Source organism: Pilosibacter sp. NGB245 (assembly GCF_057397225.1).
Window position 1 is genome coordinate 1,796,369 of the sequence record NZ_CM171584.1, and the last position, 20,195, is coordinate 1,816,563.

The 20,195-nt window shown below is 46.4% G+C and carries 21 protein-coding genes; 20 read left to right on the plus strand and 1 reads right to left on the minus strand.

Features of this window, described 5'->3' with window-relative positions; translation table 11 throughout:
- Nucleotides 1-183 precede the first annotated feature (183 nt).
- The 20 genes from ACXMYH_RS08005 (at nt 184) to ACXMYH_RS08100 (ending at nt 18,365) form a co-directional block, all read left to right on the plus strand.
- Nucleotides 184-453: a DUF5684 domain-containing protein gene (locus ACXMYH_RS08005; RefSeq protein WP_215702515.1), complete on the plus strand. Its 270-nt coding sequence runs from the start codon at nt 184-186 to the stop codon at nt 451-453.
- A 72-nt stretch (nt 454-525) separates the two neighbouring features.
- Nucleotides 526-672 (plus strand): hypothetical protein, encoded by a 147-nt coding sequence (locus ACXMYH_RS08010; RefSeq protein WP_215702516.1) that lies wholly within the window; start codon nt 526-528, stop codon nt 670-672.
- A gap of 138 nt (nt 673-810) precedes the next feature.
- On the plus strand, nt 811-1,317 hold the full coding sequence (locus ACXMYH_RS08015; protein ID WP_329752446.1) for a hypothetical protein: 507 nt from the start codon (nt 811-813) through the stop codon (nt 1,315-1,317).
- Nucleotides 1,318-1,420: 103 nt separating this feature from the next.
- On the plus strand, nt 1,421-2,086 hold the full coding sequence (locus tag ACXMYH_RS08020; protein WP_142411514.1) for a 3'-5' exonuclease: 666 nt from the start codon (nt 1,421-1,423) through the stop codon (nt 2,084-2,086).
- A 488-nt stretch (nt 2,087-2,574) separates the two neighbouring features.
- Nucleotides 2,575-5,046, plus strand: a complete 2,472-nt coding sequence (locus ACXMYH_RS08025; RefSeq protein WP_486554646.1) for a DEAD/DEAH box helicase family protein — start codon at nt 2,575-2,577, stop codon at nt 5,044-5,046.
- 1 nt (nt 5,047) lies between these two features.
- On the plus strand, nt 5,048-5,683 hold the full coding sequence (locus tag ACXMYH_RS08030) for a class I SAM-dependent methyltransferase (protein WP_486463494.1): 636 nt from the start codon (nt 5,048-5,050) through the stop codon (nt 5,681-5,683).
- A 33-nt stretch (nt 5,684-5,716) separates the two neighbouring features.
- Nucleotides 5,717-5,869 carry a hypothetical protein gene (locus tag ACXMYH_RS08035; RefSeq protein WP_486554647.1) on the plus strand — a complete coding sequence of 51 codons (153 nt, stop codon included), beginning with the start codon at nt 5,717-5,719 and terminating at the stop codon, nt 5,867-5,869.
- 128 nt (nt 5,870-5,997) lie between these two features.
- Complete coding sequence (locus tag ACXMYH_RS08040) at nt 5,998-8,664, plus strand: cobyrinic acid a,c-diamide synthase CobB (protein WP_486554648.1); 2,667 nt, start codon at nt 5,998-6,000, stop codon at nt 8,662-8,664.
- A gap of 14 nt (nt 8,665-8,678) precedes the next feature.
- Nucleotides 8,679-9,854 carry a nicotinate-nucleotide--dimethylbenzimidazole phosphoribosyltransferase gene (locus ACXMYH_RS08045; protein ID WP_486554649.1) on the plus strand — a complete coding sequence of 392 codons (1,176 nt, stop codon included), beginning with the start codon at nt 8,679-8,681 and terminating at the stop codon, nt 9,852-9,854.
- The gene (locus tag ACXMYH_RS08050; protein ID WP_486554650.1) at nt 9,851-10,603 is read left to right on the plus strand and encodes an adenosylcobinamide-GDP ribazoletransferase; all 753 of its coding nucleotides are present in this window, start codon (nt 9,851-9,853) and stop codon (nt 10,601-10,603) included. Before ACXMYH_RS08045 ends, ACXMYH_RS08050 begins: the two co-directional genes overlap by 4 nt.
- On the plus strand, nt 10,604-11,236 hold the full coding sequence (locus tag ACXMYH_RS08055; protein WP_486554651.1) for a histidine phosphatase family protein: 633 nt from the start codon (nt 10,604-10,606) through the stop codon (nt 11,234-11,236).
- 13 nt (nt 11,237-11,249) lie between these two features.
- On the plus strand, nt 11,250-11,540 hold the full coding sequence (locus ACXMYH_RS08060; RefSeq protein WP_118298130.1) for a hypothetical protein: 291 nt from the start codon (nt 11,250-11,252) through the stop codon (nt 11,538-11,540).
- Nucleotides 11,541-11,632: 92 nt separating this feature from the next.
- Nucleotides 11,633-12,628, plus strand: a complete 996-nt coding sequence (gene cbiB / locus ACXMYH_RS08065; protein ID WP_329752622.1) for an adenosylcobinamide-phosphate synthase CbiB — start codon at nt 11,633-11,635, stop codon at nt 12,626-12,628.
- Between the two features lie 393 nt (nt 12,629-13,021).
- A complete protein-coding gene (gene tnpA, locus ACXMYH_RS08070) occupies nt 13,022-13,462 on the plus strand; it encodes an IS200/IS605 family transposase (RefSeq protein ID WP_486554652.1) in 441 nt (146 codons plus the stop codon).
- Nucleotides 13,425-14,543, plus strand: a complete 1,119-nt coding sequence (locus ACXMYH_RS08075) for an RNA-guided endonuclease TnpB family protein (protein ID WP_486554653.1) — start codon at nt 13,425-13,427, stop codon at nt 14,541-14,543. The genes tnpA and ACXMYH_RS08075 overlap by 38 nt, the downstream gene beginning before the upstream one ends.
- Before the next feature lie 116 nt (nt 14,544-14,659).
- Entirely contained in the window at nt 14,660-15,046 is a 387-nt protein-coding gene (locus ACXMYH_RS08080; RefSeq protein ID WP_486554654.1) for a DUF4869 domain-containing protein, read from the plus strand.
- Complete coding sequence (locus ACXMYH_RS08085; RefSeq protein ID WP_118532791.1) at nt 15,036-15,437, plus strand: ATPase; 402 nt, start codon at nt 15,036-15,038, stop codon at nt 15,435-15,437. Before ACXMYH_RS08080 ends, ACXMYH_RS08085 begins: the two co-directional genes overlap by 11 nt.
- A 1-nt stretch (nt 15,438) precedes the next feature.
- A complete protein-coding gene (locus ACXMYH_RS08090) occupies nt 15,439-15,978 on the plus strand; it encodes a hypothetical protein (RefSeq protein WP_486554655.1) in 540 nt (179 codons plus the stop codon).
- Nucleotides 15,979-16,062: 84 nt separating this feature from the next.
- The gene (locus tag ACXMYH_RS08095; RefSeq protein WP_486554656.1) at nt 16,063-17,682 is read left to right on the plus strand and encodes a cobyric acid synthase; all 1,620 of its coding nucleotides are present in this window, start codon (nt 16,063-16,065) and stop codon (nt 17,680-17,682) included.
- Nucleotides 17,682-18,365: a precorrin-8X methylmutase gene (locus ACXMYH_RS08100; protein WP_252197372.1), complete on the plus strand. Its 684-nt coding sequence runs from the start codon at nt 17,682-17,684 to the stop codon at nt 18,363-18,365. The genes ACXMYH_RS08095 and ACXMYH_RS08100 overlap by 1 nt, the downstream gene beginning before the upstream one ends.
- Before the next feature lie 7 nt (nt 18,366-18,372).
- On the opposite strand, the gene ACXMYH_RS08105 is transcribed toward ACXMYH_RS08100, so the two are convergent.
- Nucleotides 18,373-20,115, minus strand: a complete 1,743-nt coding sequence (locus ACXMYH_RS08105; protein ID WP_486554657.1) for an Rqc2 family fibronectin-binding protein — start codon at nt 20,113-20,115, stop codon at nt 18,373-18,375.
- Nucleotides 20,116-20,195 lie beyond the last annotated feature (80 nt).

A 20,195-nucleotide genomic window follows, 5' to 3' on the forward strand; every position in this document is an offset into this window, starting at 1 on the left:
TACACTAAAAATAACCGATCCGCATAAATGCCGGAGACCGGAAACCGACCCGGCTTTCAGATAAGGCGGACATATGCGAAATCGGTCAGCAAAAGAAGAAAAGTGGATGACACATGGAAACAGATATGACAATGCTGGAAATCCCTGATCCCGTTCTACAATGTTTATACGGAGTATAAGCTGATGTGGAAACCGCAGCTCGCGTGGACTTACATCGGACTGGGAGTTTTCGCAGATATCTTTCTCGAAAACACAGGGACAAGCGCCCTGATGTTCCTCGGTGGTCTGATTTGCACGATTGCTTACCTTGTAATTGATTTCAAGGAAAAACAGCATGTTTCCAAAGCATTTGGACACGGTTTCGGCTTTGGCGTAGGACTTTTCTTCCTCCAGCCGATCTTCTCAATGATCCTCGGATTCGGAAGCGACCAGTACCAGGGAAATCAGTCATAAAAACAGAATATAAAAGATGGGAAGCAGGAGCACTTGGCGGCTCCTGCTTTTTTTGATGCAGAGGAAATAGCAATGAAATTTTTATCCAGGAGGACCTGTCCAAAAAATGTGAGGACAGACAGATATAATAAAATCATACTTCAGATGGAGAGTGAAAATAAGGAGTGGGGCAGGAGCAGAGAGATGAGAACGAAAATTCAGGACACGTGGGATATTTAAAGGACAGGTGAAATGATATAATAAAAATATCAAACAGGAAAGATGCAGGCAGAATACTTAAACCGAAGAAAAAAACACATGGAACAGGTTGCGGCATCATCCACAGGAATATCCGGAATTAGGAAAAGGGGGATCTATATGAGAAATATGACATTTGGAGGATTTTTAGCAGGCTTATGTACGATCATCGGACTTCTCTGTTTTATCGGAGCAGTCAGCGACGCAGCAGAACCGAAATGTATCGTGACCGGGTGCAGCAACAAGCGGGCACCGGAGAGCAGTTACTGTTATCTCCACAAACCGTACCGAAGATCTTATACAAGTTCTTACTCGTCGGGGAGTTCGGGCAGCAGTTCGTCCTCGTCCTACGGAAAGTCATCGGGAAGCAGCTCATCCGGATCATCCAGCTATAAAAGCAGCAGTACTTCCGGCAGCAGCTCTGCAGCATCCAGAAGCTCTTCTTCCTACAGCAAGCCGAAAAGTTCTTATGGAACCAGCAGCTACAGAAAAAGCACAGCGGATTCCTACGATGACGGATATGATGACGTCTATATGGACGGGGATTACGACGATGACCGCTATGCCAGAGACAGCGACTACGCGGATGGCGTCGATGATGCGCTGGATGAGCTGGGGGATGATTAGAAAAACAGCGGAGAAGATTGCAAACCATGTCTGGCGCTATGAAATTACTGATGGTATATAGAAACAAATGGAATGAAAATACAGAGTACAGGAGGAAACGTTTATGAAACATATTGTAATCGACCTGGAGATGAACAAGATCGCGCGCAGCTCAGAAGCGAGAAAAATCTGCAAAAGCGAGATCATAGAGATCGGAGCCGTCATGCTGGATGAAAACCTGCAGGAGATCGGGAACTTCCGTACATATGTAAAACCGGAATACAACGATAAGATCGCGGCGGAGATCCGGAATCTGACCGGGATCACAGACGCGATGGTAGCGAATGCACCGGTATTCAGGGAAGCATTCCGGATGTTCACAAACTGGTGCCTGGGAACCGGAGACGAGGTCACGATCTATGCCTGGAGTGACTCTGACTACAACCAGGTCGTAAAAGAGATCCTCTTAAAAGAATACGAGCTTTCCGACGAAGAACACGGTCTGATCGACACCGAGTGGACCGATTTCCAGAATGAATTCGATGCGCACATCGGATTCGAAAGACGGATCTCCCTGGAACTCGCCCTCGACATGGCCGGAATCGATTTCTCCGGCAGACAGCACGACGCCCTCGACGACGCCAGAAACACCGCCGACCTCCTCCACGTCTTCCGCGACCGTGATCTCTTCGAGAAGACTCTCCGTAAAGTCAAAGAAGCGATGGATCCGACGCCGCTGGGGAATACGCTGGGGAGTATGATTGATTTCTCGGGGTTTGTGGTGGGGTGATGCAGGTTAAAGCCAAACACTTGCAGAAATAGATTCCGAACACGGAATCAAATCTACATAAAGTGAAAATAAATTCCGAAATGGGAATATAATCCAGCTTTTCAACTTCAGAACTTCAGAACGAAAGTGTCATTAACTTGCCATTTAGATGTAAGAATGGTAAAATCGAGAATAACAGAAAAATACAGCAACGTAACATTATGAACGGAGTATACAGTTCATAACAAGTTTTTTTAAATTACCGGTCGGTGTCAACTCAATGCGTATGACATGCGGCTAGATAAGGCATTTCACCACGGTTATTATAAAGAAATGGTATCGTTGATCTGAAAAATTTTCGGACGGGCACTTAAAACGAATGATTCTCTACAATTCGCAGTGCTGACAGGGTGTCTTCGGGTCTCAAGAGCCTTATTTACAACAGATTATCTGACACGAGCCGGAAAAGCGGAGCGTGGAGTATATCAATCTTATAAAGGAGCAGCAATATGACAGAGCATAATTTGGCGAATGATTTGAGTAATACAGATTACACCTATTCGACAGATGTTATGACTGGTGGAAGTGATAGGAGAATGTATCTTTACTATCAGCTTATTGGCAGTTTGAAGAAAGCTGATAGTGTTGACATCATCGTCTCTTTTTTGATGGAATCCGGTGTTAAGATGCTCATATCAGATCTTGAAAATGCTCTGAAGCGAGGTGCAAAGATCCGCATATTAACGGGAAATTATTTGGGAATTACTCAGCCATCTGCCCTTTATCTGATCAAACAGAAACTAGGAGCTCAGGTGGATTTGCGTTTTTATAATGAGAAAGGGAGATCTTTTCATCCGAAATCGTATATTTTTCACTACAAGGAGCACAGTGAAATTTACATAGGTTCATCCAATATTTCAAGGAGTGCTTTGACTTCCGGCGTTGAGTGGAATTATAGATTCAGCAGCCGGACGGATGGTAGGAACTACGATAAATTCTATAATGTGTTTGAAGATTTATTTGAGAATCATTCAATCGTAATCGATGACGAAGAATTAAAAAGGTATTCCAAAGGATGGCATAGGCCTGCCGTTGCAAAAGATCTGGACAAATATGATGATTTCGATTCAGAAGAATCCAATGATGTTATCAGCATTTTTGAGCCTAGGGGAGCACAAATAGAAGCTTTATGTGCATTGGAAAGCTCAAGAGCGGAAGGCGCAAAGAAAGCCTTAATTCTGGCTGCAACAGGAGTAGGAAAAACATATCTGGCTGCATTCGACTCAAAGAATTACAAAAGGATATTGTTTGTAGCGCATCGTGAAGAAATATTAAAGCAGGCAGCAGAATCATTTCGGAATGTCAGGCACTCGGATGATTATGGCTTTTTTAATAATAATGAAAAAACTACAGATAAATCGGTGGTTTTTGCTTCTGTATATACGTTAGGGAAAAAGGAATATCTGAACGACCAATATTTCGAACCGGAGTATTTTAATTACCTGATTATTGATGAATTCCATCATGCGGTAAATGAACAGTATAGAAATATCGTGAAATATTTTAAACCACAGTTTATGCTGGGATTGACAGCCACGCCGGAGAGACTGGATGGTAAAAATATCTATGAAATATGTGACTATAATGTACCATATGAAATCACTTTAAAAGAGGCCATCAATAAGGGAATGCTTGTTCCGTTTCATTATTATGGAATTTTTGATCCGACGGATTATTCAAAGCTGCATATCGTAAAAGGCAGATATGATGAAACAGAGTTAAATAAGACTTATATTGGAAATGCGGTTAGATATGACCTGATTTATAAATATTATTGCAAATACGGATCTAACAGAGCACTCGGATTTTGCTGCTCCAGAGTTCATGCAAATGATATGGCCAGGGAGTTCTGCCGGCGTGGCATTCCTTCGGTAGCGGTTTATAGTAATTCGGAGGGAGAGTTTTCCGAAAACAGAGAGACAGCTATCAGTAAACTGAAGAACGGTGAAATCAAGGTGATTTTTTCTGTGGATATGTTCAATGAAGGAGTAGATATCACGTCTGTGGATATGGTTATGTTTTTACGTCCTACAGAGTCACCGGTGATATTTTTACAGCAGCTTGGACGTGGGCTCAGAAAAAGCAGAGGTAAGGAATATTTAAATGTGCTGGACTTCATTGGAAATTATGAAAAAGCCGGCCGTGTGCGTTTTCTCCTAACAGGTAAGACAGAGAATAAAACATATAATCAAGCAGATCGTTCTGACTTTCCGGATGACTGTATCATAGATTTTGATATGAAACTGATTGATCTGTTTTCAGAAATGGATAGAAAAAACCTGAAAATAAAAGATCAGATTGACAAAGAATTTTGGCGAATCAAGGATCAGTTAAACAAAATACCCACAAGGATTGACTTTTTTACATATGCGGATGACCAGATTTATGAACTGATGCTGGGACATGCTAAGGATAATCCTTTGAAAAACTATTTAGAGTATTTGAAAAGCTTTGATTTATTGACAGATGAAGAAAAAGTGCTCTATCAGGGGATTGGCAGGGAATTTATCAATTATATTGAGACCACAAATATGTCAAAAGTATATAAAATGCCTGTATTACTGGCTTTTTATAATCATGGTCAGATCAGAAATTGTGTAACGGAAGAACAGATTCTGGAAAGCTGGAAGGAATTTTTCTCAACCGGAACAAACTGGAAGGATTTACAGGATGGAATTACATATGAAAAATATTGTGGTCTTTCTGATAAAGAGCATTTGAAAAAAATCATTCAAATGCCGGTTAGATATTTATTGAAATCAGGGGTTGGATTTTTCAATCAAAAGGAAAAAACAGTGTTATCGTTCAGTGATGAACTAAGTAAAGTGATAGGAAATACGGCACTTATCCATCATATGAAAGATGCGATAGAATACAGAATCATGGATTATTATCAGCGTAGGTATAGAAATGAGGTGTGATATGGCAGATAATGAGAAGCACATGGATACGTCAACAATTGATTATTATAATAGAAATTATGATACATTTGTAGAGTCTACACGGGATGTAGATTTTTCTGAAATTCAAAATACATTTATGGATATGTTGCCTAATAAAGCTGAGATATTGGATTTTGGGTGTGGATCAGGTCGTGATACCAAATGCTTTTTGGATCAAGGATATCAGGTAGAGGCGATAGACGGATCGGTGGAATTATGTCGTCTGGCGTCAGAGTACACAGGAATTGAAGTAAGAGATATGCTGTTTCAAGAATTAGATGTACAAGAAAAATATGACGGAATATGGGCTTGTGCATCTATTCTGCATCTGAGTAGGACCGAATTATTTGATGTGTTAGAAAGGATGTCTCAAGCGTTAAAGAAAAATGGGATTATTTATACGTCTTTTAAATATGGTGATTTTGAAGGATTGCGAAATGGACGTTATTTTACTGATTTCACAGAAGAAACATTTGCCGTCCTGATATCTGGGATACCATCGTTATCAGTAGAAAAACAATGGATTACAGGAGATGCTCGAACGGGGCGCGAGAATGAAAAATGGTTGAATGTGATATTAAAAAAAGTTAATGGGTGTAGCGGTACTGATATGTAAATATAATCAGGTCGAAAATATAGGAGGCTGCCGATGGCAATAATCGAAATCAACAACTTAGGACCTGTTAAAAATTGTAAGATGAATTTGGAGCAATTCTGCGTATTAACCGGCCCGCAGGCGTCAGGAAAAAGTATAATAGCGAAAGCGCTATTTTATTTTCGGACAGTCAAGGAGATTGCCTGACTCTATATAGCAAGGAAAAGGCTTGCAGGAGAAGAAATGGAAAAGTTGTTGGCATGGTTTCTTTCAAAATGTGATAAAATGAATAGTTGCTAGTGGTTAAGTGCTAACAGAAGGGAGGTCAAAATCTGATGGGAACATTCGTAAATCCCGATAACAGCGCGTTCCAGGTTGCATTGAATTCAGAAATATATGTTGATAAAACCGGATTGATCGGATATACAAATAAAGTAATGAATACCTTGCAGGGCTACATTTGCAACAGCCGCCCGAGAAGATTTGGAAAGTCTATTACAGCTAATATGCTTACGGCATATTACAGCAAAGGCTGCGATTCAAAAGAAATGTTTGCAAATTTTGAGATTCGTAAACATCCGGATTTTGAAAAACATTTAAATCGATACGATGTGATTCATCTGGATGTTCAATTGTGTATGGAGCCAGCCGGCGGTCCAGATCAGGTGATCTCTTATATCACTAAAAAGACAATTGAAGAACTGCGCGCATATTATCCAGATGAAGTACCGGAGGAGGCGAATTCACTTCCGGAGGCCCTGTCTGGTATCAACACAGTAACTGGAAGAAAATTTATCATTATTATTGATGAATGGGATGTTCTGATCCGTGATGAGGGATCAAACAGAAAGATCCAGGACGAATATATTAATTTCCTACGTGGAATGTTCAAAGGAACAGAACCAACAAAGTATATTCAGCTAGCTTATCTCACGGGGATTTTGCCGATAAAAAAGTTAAAGACACAATCGGCGCTGAATAACTTTGACGAGTACACGATGCTTGATGCAGATATTATGGCACCATATATCGGTTTTACAGAAGAAGAAGAAGTGGTGTCGCTTTGCAAAAAATATGATAGAGATTTTGAAGAGGTGAAACGCTGGTATGATGGGTATATTCTGGAAAAATATCAGGTATATAATCCACGGGCGGTTGTCAGCTTGATGTTAAAAGGTCGATTCAAAAGTTATTGGTCAGATACTGGCTCATATGAGGCCGTGATTCCGCTGATTAATAAAGATTTTGATGGTTTAAAGACAGCATTAATAGAAATGCTATCCGGCGGAATGGTTCGGGTCAATGTCCGTTCTTTTCAAAATGACACGGTAAGTTTTGCAAGTAAAGATGATGTGATCACCTATATGATTCACTTGGGATATCTTGCGTATGATCAAGCATCGAAGAGCGCATTTGTGCCAAATGAAGAAATCAGACAGGAACTTACTGATGCAATAGAGAGCATCCCAACTTCCATCCGTCTCCCCCGCATCATGATCGCCGCCGAAAAGAGCGGCGGCGGGAAGACATTTTTCACCTGTGTGCTTCTTTCACTCCTAAAGGAGCGGATTGAGGCGGTGCGCGCCTTTAAGTGTGGCCCCGATTATATCGACCCGATGTTTCACCGGACGGTGCTGGAGATTCCATCGCGAAATCTGGACAGCTTTTTTGTGGGGGCGGATACACTGCGGTATCTGCTGGGACGGGAAGTTCTGGAGAATAAGGGGCTTCCGGCGAGACGGATCGCGGTCCTTGAGGGTGTGATGGGATTTTACGATGGTCTCGGCGGTGTCTCGGAGCGCGCCAGCGCATGGGAAGTGGCGGATCTTACGGATACACCGGTGATCCTGATCGTTGACATGAAGGGACGGAGTCTTTCGGCACTTGCCTCGATCAAAGGCTTCATGGAGTATCAGGAGAGGAGCCATGTTGCAGGCGTGATCTTTAACCGGCTGTCTTCGATGATATATCCGGGACTTAAGAAAAAGGCAGAGCAGGAGCTGGGGATCCGCGTGTTCGGATATATTCCGGAACTCAGGGATCTGACTCTGGAATCACGCCATCTGGGACTTGTCATGCCGGATGAGATCCCGGGGCTCAGGGAAAAGCTGGAGCTTGTAAAGGAGAAGATCCGTGCGGGGATCGATCTGGATGGGATACTGGAAGCAGCGGAGGAAGCTCCGGAACTTCTAATTAAGATTCCGGAAATCATAAAAAAACAGGAAGGAAAAACAATATCAGGAGTAGCAGCTGTCCATACTGCGTGTCATGCGGTTTTTGATGGAAGCAGAGCAATTTTTCAGGGAAAAAGAGAATTGGAAGCGCCTGTAGCAGATAATAAAAACTCCTGCATCCCCGTGATCGCAGTTGCAAGAGACGAGGCGTTCTGTTTTTACTATGAGGACAACCTGGATCTTTTAAAAAAACTTGGAGCCAGGATCCAATATTTTTCCCCGATCCGGGATCAGGAGATCCCGCCGGAGGCATCTGCGCTGTATCTTGGTGGCGGATATCCGGAGCTTCATGTGAAGGCACTTTCAGAGAATAAAATGATGCTTTCTTCGATTCGGGAGGCGATCAGGAATGGGATGCCCTGTATCGCAGAGTGCGGCGGCTACCTCTATTTGAAGGAGTCGATCGAAGATCCGGCTGGAAAGCGCTGGGAAATGGCCGATGTTCTTCCGGGAAACAGCCAGAATACAGGGAAACTTGGAAGATTCGGCTACATTACCGTGACAGCGAAAAAGGACGGACTTCTCGGACCGGAGGGAACTCAGTTTCGCGCCCATGAATTCCACCACTGGGATTCACCGGAAAATGGAACTGATTTTCAGGCGAAGAAACCGGTCGGGACCCGCGGCTGGGAGTGCGGATACACAACAGAAAGCTTCTATGCCGGTTTCCCACATCTGTATTTTTACAGCAATCCGGAGATCGCGGAGCATTTTGTAAAGCAGGCACAAAACTGGAGAGAAGCCTTTTGGGAAATCCAAAAAGAATGACATAAGGAAAGATAATGAGTGACAACACGATGACAACAGAGACAATCGAAGAAAAATTTCAAAGCTATCTGAAACAGATCGTCCCAGCCGACCTCCATGCGATGGAACTCGCAAAAAAGCGATGGGATTCCGTTGCAAAGCCGATCGGCAGTCTCGGGATCCTGGAGGACGATATTATAAGGATTGCCGGGATCAGGCGGAGTGCGTCCGGGATCACGCTTGATAAGTCCGCACTTGCAGTCATGTGCGCGGATCATGGCGTCGTTTCGGAAGGCGTGACCCAGACCGGGAAGGAAGTGACCCGGATCGTGGCGGAGAATTTCACGCGGGGGGAGACTTCAACTTCCAAAATGTGCCGGATTGCCGGAACAGATCTTTATCCCGTGGACATGGGGATGGACTGTGAAGTGATCGGAGTAAAACAGCCGGATCCGCACCGGATCATGGACCGAAAGATTGCGAGAGGTTCCGGAAATATCGTGAGAGAACCTGCGATGAGCAGAGGGGACTGCCTGCAGGCGCTTGTTTCCGGGATCGAACTTGCGTTTACGTTCCGGGATATGGGATATGAGCTTCTCGCTGCAGGTGAGATGGGAATCGGAAATACGACGCCTGCTGCCGCGATGAGCGCAGTGCTCACGGGACTTTCCCCGGAGGAAGCGACCGGACGGGGAGCCGGACTTTCGGATGCCGGGCTGGAAAAGAAAAAACGGGCGGTTTCGATGGCGGTTGGCCGCTTTTATGAAACATATCCGCAGTACCGGGGCGGAACGAAGGAAGATTATGAGAATGGGGCGCTCTCGGCTGTGACGGTCCTTTCGGAGCTTGGCGGTTTTGACCTTGCGGGAATGACCGGGCTCTTTTTAGGCGGGGCGGCGGCCGGACTTCCGGTCCTCATGGACGGGTTCCTCTCGACTGTATCGGCACTTCTCGCGGTCCTGATCCGCCGGGAGGCGAAAGATTATCTCTTTGCCTCGCACATTTCCAGGGAACCGGCCGGAAAAGCGGTTCTTGAGATGCTTGGACTTCCGGCGCCGCTCCATCTCGGGATGCATCTCGGCGAGGGAAGCGGGGCTGTGGCGATGATCCCGCTCTTAAAGATGGGGGCGAGTGTTTACGAAGAGATGAGCACATTTTCCGACATTTCCGTCGAGCAGTACGTGGATTATGAGAAGGAGGTCCGGACATGAGAGCGGCGATCATAGCGTTTTCGATGTATTCCAGGATCCCGATGCCGATGTTTGAGTGGAAGGAAGAGGACATGAAATACGCCATGTGCTTTTTTCCCGCGATCGGGGCAGTGATCGGAGCGGTGTTTTTTGGAATGTATCTGCTGCTTGACAGGATCCTGACGGGAAAGATCCTGGCAGCGGGGATCCTCCTCGCAGTGCCGCTTTTTATCACGGGCGGGATCCACATGGACGGATTTATGGACACCTGCGATGCAAGAGCGTCATATGGCGACCGGGAGAAGAAGCTGGGAATCTTAAAGGACACGCACACAGGAGCGTTTGCGGTGATCTTCGGAGGACTGTATCTGATCCTCTACGCGGCGGCGTGCACGGAACTTGATGAAGAAAGTGCGCTTCTCACAGCGATCGGGTTTATTCTTTCCAGGGCGCTCAGCGGCCTTTCCACCGCAACATTTCCGGAGGCGCGAAAACATGGGATGCTGGCAGATTTTATGAAGGATGCGAGAAAGAAGACCGTGGCAGTCTGCATGCTCGTGATCTTTTTCCTCGCGGCATTTCTGGAATTGCTCTTTGGTGGTATCTGCGGCGGTGTTGTTGTAATTACAACGGTTTTGATCTTTCTCTGGTATCGCCACATGGCAGTACAGGAATTCGGTGGTGTGACCGGAGATCTTGCCGGTTTCTTCCTGCAGATCTGTGAGCTTGGGATCCTGCTCGCGGCGGTGATCGGAAAGGCGGTGTTTTAAGTGAAACTTTTACTGATCCGGCATGGGGCAACGCCGGGGAACCTGGAGAAACGATATGTGGGCAGGACGGATGAGAGTCTGACGCAGGAATCCCTCGAAACGCTTGGCAAAGAGGCAAAAAAAATCCGGGAACTTGCCGGAAAACCTGCGGCGATCATCACAAGCCCGATGAAACGCTGCCTTGAGACTGCGGAAACACTATTTCCGGAACATGATTATCCGCAGGTCCCGAGGGTTCGGGTCGAAGATCTTTCCGAGTGTGATTTTGGAAAGTTTGAATATAAAAACTATCTGGAACTATCCGGGGACATGGAATATCAGCATTTTATTGATACGATGGGAGCTGAGGGATTCCCGGGCGGGGAGAGCACGGAAACGTTTAAAGCGCGGACTGTGAAGGCGTTCCGGGAGATCCTTGCGAGATTCTTCCGGGAGACAGAGGATCCGGACAAAACACTCGTCTTCGTCGTCCACGGGGGAACGATCATGGCCGTCATGGAGGCGCTTGCAAAAGAACGGAAGAGTTACTATGACTGGCAGGTCGGGAACGGCGAGGGGATCTTTGGGGAGATCGAAACGCCGGATGGACGGATCGGTCAGGTGCGGTTTCTTCGGAACAATCCAATATCATAGGGGGTGTAAAATCATGATTCTTTTATTATCGGTATGCAGCATCGGATTTCTGATCTACGGTGCACTTGTTGTCAGTGGGATCTATACGCCGATCAGCTCGAAAATTCTGGTTGAGGACGAGGAACGGGCGAAATGGTGCCATACGGAGGGCGTCACAAAGATGCTCTGGGGGCTGGATCTTGCGTTTTTGGTAATGTATCTTTGCCGTGTTTTCCCGGCATTTTTATGGCTTGGGCTGTTTCTTGTGCTGACGATCGTGATCATCATCATGGCTTATAAGAATAATGGAAAGTATTTAAAATGACGCAGAAAAACCAGACCAGTTCACTATATGAGGAATGCCGGTTTTGCGGTATGATAGACAACGAACGGAACAAACATTAAAGGAAGATTTTTATGACAGACAGACTCGAATTACTTGCAGTGGTCGCACTCGGATTTCTGCTCGATCAGGTCCTCGGGGATCCGCACTGGTTATATCATCCGGTGCGGCTCATCGGGGCTTATATTTCATTTCTGGAGAAAGGGATCCGGAAACTTTTTGGAGAGGGAGAGAGGGCGCTCTTAGCTGGCGGTGTGGTACTTGTTATTCTCGTGACCGGGACAACGGCGGTCGTATCCGGCGGGATCTTATACACCTGCGGCAGGATCTCCCCGTGGCTCCGGTTTCTGGCATCTGTGATCCTGTGTTATCAGCTTTTTGCGGTAAAATCCCTGAAGGATGAGAGCATGAAGGTGTACCGGGAATTGAAAAAGGACGACCTTGAAGCGGCGCGGTATGCGGTGTCGATGATCGTTGGGCGGGATACTAAAGTGCTCGATATGACTGGTGTCACGAAGGCGGCGGTGGAGACAGTCGCGGAAAATACGTCAGACGGTGTTGCGGCACCGCTCTTTTACATGGCGATCGGCGGACCGGTCCTCGGCTGGGTATATAAGGCAGTCAATACGATGGATTCAATGGTCGGGTATAAGAATGACAAATATCTGTACCTTGGACGGGCGGCTGCTAAACTGGACGACGTCTTGAATTTTATTCCATCGAGACTCTGCGCCTGGATCATGATCTTTGCGGCGTATCTGCCGTCCAAAGGGCACGAATTTGACGGAAAAAATGCGAAAAAGATCTTCCTGAGGGACCGTTTCAACCATGCGAGCCCGAATTCCGCGCAGACAGAGTCGGTCTGTGCCGGAGCGCTACGGGTGCGCCTTGCCGGGGACGCGTGGTACTTTGGAAAACTCGTAAAGAAGAAATATATCGGAGATGATCTGCGGCCGGTGGAACCGGAGGATATCCGCCGGGCAAACAGACTTCTTTACCGGACGTCGTGGATCCTGATGGGGATCTGTGCGGTGTGGGAAGCAGCTATGGAGATTTTATCGAAATTATAAGTAAGGAGCTAGGATTGACATGATCGATATTTATACAGAAAAAAAAGAATCTTCCAATTGGATCCTGAAAAATGATCTCTATTTTAATTTAACAAGAATCAGCAAGAATTCTCCCACCTCTATAGGTGGTGAGATGAATTGCCATCTCTTGCATAGTGCGATAGTTGGTATGTAGATATCAGATTATTGCACATAGCTGTGCTGTGTATTGTAAACTTCTCATATATTGATTTTTGTAGTCGTGCTATATCATCAATTCTGCATACAATGAATAAGCCTGAAGGAAAAATAGATTGCAGATCAAACAGAACAAATGTTCTGAAATGTAATAGACAAATGATCTCATTTGTGATATAATTAAATCAGTCGAAATAAAAAGAAAGGCTGATAAATATGAGAGAACTTGACAATAATGCACATTCAGTATTTTTACTCTGTTATCATCTGATTCTGGTCGTAAAGTACCGGAAAAAGGTCCTGAATGATCCGATCTCGGATCGCGCACGAGAAATCTTTGAATACATTGCGCCCAAATATCATATCACCCTGGAAGAGTGGAATCACGATGAGGACCATGTCCATATCATGTTCCGTGCCCATCCGAAGTCGGAACTCAGTAAATTTATCAATGCCTATAAAAGTGCCAGCAGCCGTCTGATCAAAAAAGAGTATCCGGAGATCCGGCAGAAGCTCTGGAAGGAAATGTTCTGGAGTCAGAGCTTCTGCCTCCTGAGTGCCGGCGGAGCTCCGATCGAAGTGATCCGTCAGTACATCGAGACACAGGGGGAGAAAAAATATGAACGTAGTATACCGGTTTCGGATCTATCCCAATAAAATACAACAGGAACTGTTTGCAAAAACATTTGGATGTGTCAGGTTCGTATATAACCGGATGCTGTCAGAAAAGAAGGAATGTTATGAAAAGACCGGAAAAAATCTGAAGGTTACTCCGGCAAAATATAAGGCAGAGTTTCCATGGCTAAAAGAAGTGGACAGTCTTGCTCTGTGCAATGCCCAGCTGCACCTACAGATTGCATATAAAAACTTTTTCAGGGATCCATCGTTTGGTTTTCCGAGATTCAAGTCAAAAAAGAATCCTGTTAAAAGCTATACCACAAACAGTGTCAATGGAAATATCCTGTTAAAAGATGGGAAACTGAAGCTCCCAAAGGCAGGCTGGATCCGGATCCGGCAGCATCGTAAGATCCGGAAAGATGCCTGCTTGAAAGGTGCATCCGTCTGTATGGAAGCTGATGGGCGGTATTATGTTTCTCTTCTGTATTTTTGTGAAGAAAAGCCGGTGGAAACAAGGAACATAAGGCAGGCCGTCGGACTCGATTTTTCCATGAAAGAACTATATGTAGATTCCAATGGAAAACATGCAGGTTATCCGCACTATTTCAGAAACAGCGAGGAAAAACTGGCGAAAGCGCAGAGAAAACTGAGCCATTGCCGGAAGGGAAGCAATCGTTATAAAAAACAGCAGAAAAAAGTGGCGCGGATCCATACGCATATCGCTCACCAGAGAAAAGATTATCTACATAAAGAATCAAGAAAGATAACCAATTTCTATGATATCGTATGTATTGAAGATCTGGATCTGAAGACGATGAGCGGGGAACATCATTTTGGAAAAAGTGTTCATGACAACGGTTGGAGAATGTTCACAGATTTTTTGCAGTATAAACTGGAACGGGAAGGAAAGAAACTTGTCCGCATCGACCGCTGGTATCCAAGTTCCAGAACATGCAGCTGTTGTGGAAAAATAAAACATGATCTGGAACTGGAAGATCGGGTATATCTTTGCAGCTGCGGAAACCGGATGGACCGTGATGAAAATGCGGCGGTCAACATCTGCCGGGAAGGCCTGAGAATATCCGGGATCATATTAGAAAAAAGCGAAAAAGCATCATAAAAATATATCAGACAAAAAGAACCGTGGGACACACGGGGATCGCTCGTGAATGCTTTGCCCAACGGGGTAATCGAACGAGAAGCCCCCACTTCAAGCGTGAGCTAAGTGGTGGGAGTATGTCACACACAAGCAATGAAGAAATGACAGAACAGGATAAAAATCTGATTTTTCAAGCGGATGATGCAATCCTGACACTTGATAAGCACATAGAAACAAAGTATGGACTGGGAACAATCCGAAACTTATCTTCTGGGTGTAAAACCTTGCTGAATATTGTAAAACATCCAGAAAAAGTGGTATGTGTTGAAGAGTGTGGTCCCAATGTTTTGAAGATGATATTTCAGCTGGATCACATAAAGATTTATATGTCACGTCCAAGTTTTGTTGAAATTCCGGACAATGCAGAAATTCGTTTTAATGAGAAAGATGTGGTGACAGGAAATGCTGGATATCAGACCTGGTGGACCAGAGAGTATGAAAGGAGAGAGAAAAATGATCTATAAAAATATTACTTTTCAGGCAGCTCCTTTTTCCTATGATCTGTCTTTTGACGATCGCATTACTCTTGTCGGAGGCGACAGCGGAACCGGAAAAACAGTCCTTTATGAAATGCTTGAGGACTTGAGACAAACTGACGCATATCATGCTATAAAATTATTTAATTATCGGTCGGAAAATATCCAGGAAGATCTTGAAACGTGCAGAAATAATTTTATTGTGATCGATAATGCTGATATTCTGATCAATGACGAGATCCGAAGATTTATTAACTTTGAGTTTTCAAATCAATATATGCTTTTCTTAAGGAACTGTGATGGCCTGAATGTTTCGGATAAGAGCTTTAAGGTATTGGAACTGGCAGATAATAAGATAACTCTAGAAGAGGAAGTTTGATATGAAGTATTTATGGACAGAGGACACTGGTGCAGGTCTTCATTTCTGGCAATTAGTAAATCAGCTTTTCTTCGAGGGTAAACTTATTGTCGAAAGTAAAGAGAGCAATCAAGGAATTCTGGATGCAATCTATCAGCTGCAGCCGGATACAGGAGATATCTATTATATTGTATTTGATTATGTAGTAGATAATCAGGATATCCGGAATAAATATCGTATTCTGAGATCATTCGCTGATCGGTCAGCTGGTCATGTTATAATCCTGGATATGATTTGTTTTGAATATCTGATATTGGCATTCGATCAATTAATTTCCTGGACAGGTACAGGGAAGAAGGATAAGATTGCGATGCGGGAAGAGATTCTTGCAGCAGTGGAAAATCATAGGATCAACCTGGCAGAGATTAAAGACGAAAAAACATTACAGTATTTAGCTGGATTTAAAAGGTTTTCAACAGAGCGTGTTATGAAATCACTGGCAGGTGAGCTGACTGAAAATGAAAAGTGGTCAATTCGGGGAGCTTTGTTGGGAGAGTGCTAAAATAATATTCCCGAGTGGATGCAAATTCACGCAGGAAGACAACATGACTGAAAAAGTGAAACACCACACAGTGGAGGAATTAAAATGGCAAAAGTGATCATGATCCAGGGGACCATGTCGAATGCGGGGAAGAGTTTTCTTGCGGCGGGGCTCTGCCGGATCTTTAAGCAGGACGGGCTTAGGACTGCACCGTTTAAGTCCCAGAATATGGCCCTGAATTCTTATATTACGCGGGACGGGCTTGAGATGGGACGGGCCCAGGTCATGCAGGCGGAGGCAGCCAGAATCGAGCCGGAGGCGGCGATGAACCCGATCCTTTTAAAGCCGACCTCGAACATGGGATCCCAGCTCATCGTGAACGGCGAGGTCCGCGGCAATTATCCGGCGGCGGAGTATTTTAAGATGAAAAAGAGTCTGATCCCGGACATCATGGATGCCTACAATTCCCTGGCATCCCGCTTCGATGTGATCGTTGTGGAAGGCGCGGGAAGTCCGGCCGAGATCAACTTGAGGGAAAACGATATCGTGAACATGGGACTCGCCGAGATGCTGGATGCGCCGGTACTTCTCGCCGGGGACATCGACCGGGGCGGCGTTTTCGCCCAGCTCTACGGGACAGCGGCCCTGCTCACAGAAGCGGAGCAAAAGCGGATCCGCGCCTTCGTGATCAATAAGTTCCGCGGGGATAAAGAGATCTTAAAACCGGGTCTTTCCATGCTCTATGAGCGGATCCGGATCCCGTTTGCGGGTGTGATCCCGTACATGGATGTGGACGTGGACGATGAGGACAGCCTCTCGGAGCGCCTGACAGAAAAACATGGAACCGGACCTCTTCTTGACCGCTCCGGCCATGCGGCTTTTGCGAAGATCTCCGTGATCCGGCTTCCGAGGATCTCGAATTTCACGGACTTTAATGCACTGGAGCGACTGCCGGGGATCGCGCTTTCTTATGTGAGCCGTCCGGAGGAACTGACCGGATCGGATCTCATCATCCTCCCTGGGACAAAGAACACCATGGGAGATCTCAAGTGGCTCCGCCAGAACGGGCTGGAAGCTGTAATCACGCGGATGGCGGGAAAAGGGATCCCGGTCATCGGCGTCTGCGGCGGGTTCCAGATGCTGGGAACGAGTCTTTCCGATCCGCATGGTGTGGAAGAAGGCGGAACGATGCGCGGCATGGAGCTCCTGCCGATCCGCACGAGCTTTGCGGAGAAGAAGACGAGGACGAGAGTAAATGGAACGGCAGCCGGGTTTTCAAACGATGGAGTACCGGTAAAGATCAACGGATATGAGATTCATATGGGAGAGACGATCCGGGACGGCGGACAGCCGTTTTCGTGGATCCAGTACGAAAATGGGGAAAATATCGCAGCGATGGCGACGGATTCCGATGCGCGTTCAGGATATAAAACGGATTCGAATCCGAATGGAGCTCCGGCCGGTGGGAAAGAAGACGGCTGTATCAGCGGAAACGTATTCGGAACCTATGTCCACGGAGTATTCGACACAGAAGAGATGCAGCATGCGATCCGCTATTTCCTCGCAGAGAGAAAAGGTGTTCGTCCGGAGACATATGAAAACGGGGAAACATTCTCGATGGCAAAGTATAAAGAAGAGCAGTATGACAAGATGGCTAAGATTATCCGGGAAAATCTGGATATGGATATGATCTACCGGATCCTGGAACGAAAGGATGTGAGATGATGAGTGGACTTGACTGGACCGAAGAATTAAAAAAGCGGACGGGGATCGATTTCCTGACAACCCGCCCGATGGAGATCGAAAAAAAGAGTTTTGAGATAATAAAAGGAGAGCTGGGCGAGGAATTTGTTTCCCGGTATCCGGCTGATGCACTTCCGGTTCTCTGCCGTGTGATCCACACCACCGCCGATTTCTCCTACCGCGACACCCTCACGATCACAGAAGGCGCGATCGGACTGGCAAAAGAGGCGATCCATCGGGGGCTTCCGATCATCACCGATACGACGATGGCGGCATCCGGGATCAACAAGACGGCGGCCAGAAAATTCGGGATCGATGTGCACTGCTTTATCGGGGATGAGGATGTGAAGGAAGCTGCAAAGGCGAGCGGGATGACGAGATCCGCGGTCAGCGCCGAAAAGGCGGCGCGACTTTATTCGGAGTGTATCTATGCAGTCGGAAACGCGCCGACGGCGTTAATGCGCCTCTATGAGCTGATCGAAGAAAAAAAGATCCGGCCGGCGCTCATCATCGGAGTACCGGTCGGATTCGTGAACGTAGTCGAGGCAAAGGAACTGATCCTTCGGACGGATGTCCCGGCGATCGTCGCCAGAGGACGAAAAGGCGGGAGCAATATCGCCGCGGCGATCTGCAACGCACTGTTATATGAGGCGGGAGGACGATAGCGGTTCGCTACTTTACTTCCTGCACCGGGATTCCCGGAACTGCCATCAGAGAGTAGTTGGTGTGATAGACAACGAAACCTGGTGCGGCTCCGGGAACTTTTTTTAAGTTCTTCCGCTGGATATAGTCGACTTCGACCTTCTCATTCCCGCGGCCTTTGGAGTAGTAGGCAGCCAGCGCACCGGCTTCCTCAAACACGCGGTCCGGGAGCTCTTTTCCCTCAGTCTTTACGATGACATGGGAGCCCGGGATTCCTTTTGCGTGGAACCACCAGTCACCGCCGTTGGCAAACTTGAAGTCGAGTTCTTCATTCTGGTAGTTGTTTTTTCCGACATAGATGTGGAATCCGTCGCTGGAAAGGTAGTGGAACGGGCGGCTTGTGATCTTCACCTTTTTGCCGCCTGTGTAGTGGCGCTTGATATAGCCATACTCCGTGAGCTCTTCCTTGATCTGGACAAGGTCCTCCTCGAGTCTTGCGATGTCCATCGATGTGCTGATGGATTCCAGGTGGGCGATCTCCGCCTTCGTCTGTGCGAGCTGCTCGGTGACGGCCTCATAAGTCCGCTTCTGTTTATTGTACTTGTCAAAATACCGCTTCGCGTTCTCCTGAGCCGTCATCGTCGGATCCAGCGGGATCGTGATCTCTGTATTGTCGTAATAATTCAGACACTTAAAACTCTTTTCTCCGCCGGAGAGACCGTACCCGTAGGTATTTAAAAGTTCTCCGTAGATCCTGTATTTTTCCCGCTTTTCCGTATCCCTTAACTGCTTAGTCTGCAGATCCAGCTTTCGGACGCTGCGCTCCAATGCGTTGGAGATGATCTTTCTGAGGTCCGTGGATTTCTGGTGGATCCTGGATACCATGTTCTTTTCCGCATAGTAGCGCTCTAAAAGTTCACTGATGGAGGAAAAGTTCACGGTCTTATAATTGCCGCCTTCCATCATCGTGAGCGGTACCGATGCGAATTCGACCGGTTTCTCGCCTTCATAGATGATATTCGGCGTAAAATTGCCTTCGCGGACATCGTCCATGATCCAGGTGAACGCGTGGAAGAGATGTGTGAGTTCCGCATCGGAAAATTCCTTCGCGGAGACATCCCCGTCGAGTGATGCAAGGTGGCAGATCTCGGCGGCAATGACCGGGCTTAAACCGGTGAGATCCATGTAGAGGGCCTTTGAGAGGTTCTGCGGGGTGTTGTGCAGGAGTTCCTTAAATTCTGTCTCCGTGATCGTCAGCGGATCTTTCTTCTCCCCGGAGTGCGGGATAAAGTAATCGCGTCCCGGGAGTACCTCTCGGACAGAGCTTACCTGTGCGGAGATATGTTTGATGCTGTCGAGGATCACGTTGTTCTCATCGCAGAAGATGATGTTGCTGTGTTTTCCCATGAGCTCGATCACGATGAATTTTCTCCGGAGATCGCCCATCTCATCGAGATGCTCGACCTCGATCCGGACGATCCGCTCCAGTCCCGGCTGGGTCACGGAGATGATCCTGCCGTTTGCGATATGCTTTCTTAAAAGCATGCAGAAGTTCGGAGCCGTCATCGGGCTCGGTTTGTTGTTTGATGTAAAATAGAGGAGTGGGAGACTGGCGTTCGCCGATATGAGCAGACGCACGTTCTCCCGGTTTCCTTTAATGGTAAAGAGTAATTCGTCCTTTTCCGGCTGGGCGATCTTTGAAATCCTGCCGGAGGCGATCTTTTCGTTCAGGTCGCGGACAAGGTTCGCGATCACGATTCCGTCAAATGCCATGGTGTATGAGTTCCTTTCGTTTTATCGATCATAAATTCTAAGATTGTCTGATATGTGTACGCTCGGGAGACTCTCTAAGA

Bases quoted from the DNA above. Each gene is read 5' to 3' on its own strand.
- ACXMYH_RS08030 (WP_486463494.1), top strand. From the start codon at position 5,048: ATGGCAGATAATGAGAAGCACATGGATACGTCAACAATTGATTATTAT.
- ACXMYH_RS08085 (WP_118532791.1), top strand. From the start codon at position 15,036: ATGATCTATAAAAATATTACTTTTCAGGCAGCTCCTTTTTCCTATGAT.
- ACXMYH_RS08080 (WP_486554654.1), top strand. From the start codon at position 14,660: ATGTCACACACAAGCAATGAAGAAATGACAGAACAGGATAAAAATCTG.
- ACXMYH_RS08025 (WP_486554646.1), top strand. From the start codon at position 2,575: ATGACAGAGCATAATTTGGCGAATGATTTGAGTAATACAGATTACACC.
- cbiB (WP_329752622.1), top strand. From the start codon at position 11,633: ATGACAGACAGACTCGAATTACTTGCAGTGGTCGCACTCGGATTTCTG.
- ACXMYH_RS08005 (WP_215702515.1), top strand. From the start codon at position 184: ATGTGGAAACCGCAGCTCGCGTGGACTTACATCGGACTGGGAGTTTTC.
- ACXMYH_RS08010 (WP_215702516.1), top strand. From the start codon at position 526: ATGAAATTTTTATCCAGGAGGACCTGTCCAAAAAATGTGAGGACAGAC.
- ACXMYH_RS08100 (WP_252197372.1), top strand. From the start codon at position 17,682: ATGAGTGGACTTGACTGGACCGAAGAATTAAAAAAGCGGACGGGGATC.
- ACXMYH_RS08020 (WP_142411514.1), top strand. From the start codon at position 1,421: ATGAAACATATTGTAATCGACCTGGAGATGAACAAGATCGCGCGCAGC.
- ACXMYH_RS08105 (WP_486554657.1), bottom strand. From the start codon at position 20,115: ATGGCATTTGACGGAATCGTGATCGCGAACCTTGTCCGCGACCTGAAC.
- ACXMYH_RS08050 (WP_486554650.1), top strand. From the start codon at position 9,851: ATGAGAGCGGCGATCATAGCGTTTTCGATGTATTCCAGGATCCCGATG.
- tnpA (WP_486554652.1), top strand. From the start codon at position 13,022: ATGAGAGAACTTGACAATAATGCACATTCAGTATTTTTACTCTGTTAT.
- ACXMYH_RS08090 (WP_486554655.1), top strand. From the start codon at position 15,439: ATGAAGTATTTATGGACAGAGGACACTGGTGCAGGTCTTCATTTCTGG.
- ACXMYH_RS08095 (WP_486554656.1), top strand. From the start codon at position 16,063: ATGGCAAAAGTGATCATGATCCAGGGGACCATGTCGAATGCGGGGAAG.
- ACXMYH_RS08045 (WP_486554649.1), top strand. From the start codon at position 8,679: ATGAGTGACAACACGATGACAACAGAGACAATCGAAGAAAAATTTCAA.
- ACXMYH_RS08040 (WP_486554648.1), top strand. From the start codon at position 5,998: ATGGGAACATTCGTAAATCCCGATAACAGCGCGTTCCAGGTTGCATTG.
- ACXMYH_RS08075 (WP_486554653.1), top strand. From the start codon at position 13,425: ATGAACGTAGTATACCGGTTTCGGATCTATCCCAATAAAATACAACAG.
- ACXMYH_RS08015 (WP_329752446.1), top strand. From the start codon at position 811: ATGAGAAATATGACATTTGGAGGATTTTTAGCAGGCTTATGTACGATC.
- ACXMYH_RS08060 (WP_118298130.1), top strand. From the start codon at position 11,250: ATGATTCTTTTATTATCGGTATGCAGCATCGGATTTCTGATCTACGGT.
- ACXMYH_RS08035 (WP_486554647.1), top strand. From the start codon at position 5,717: ATGGCAATAATCGAAATCAACAACTTAGGACCTGTTAAAAATTGTAAG.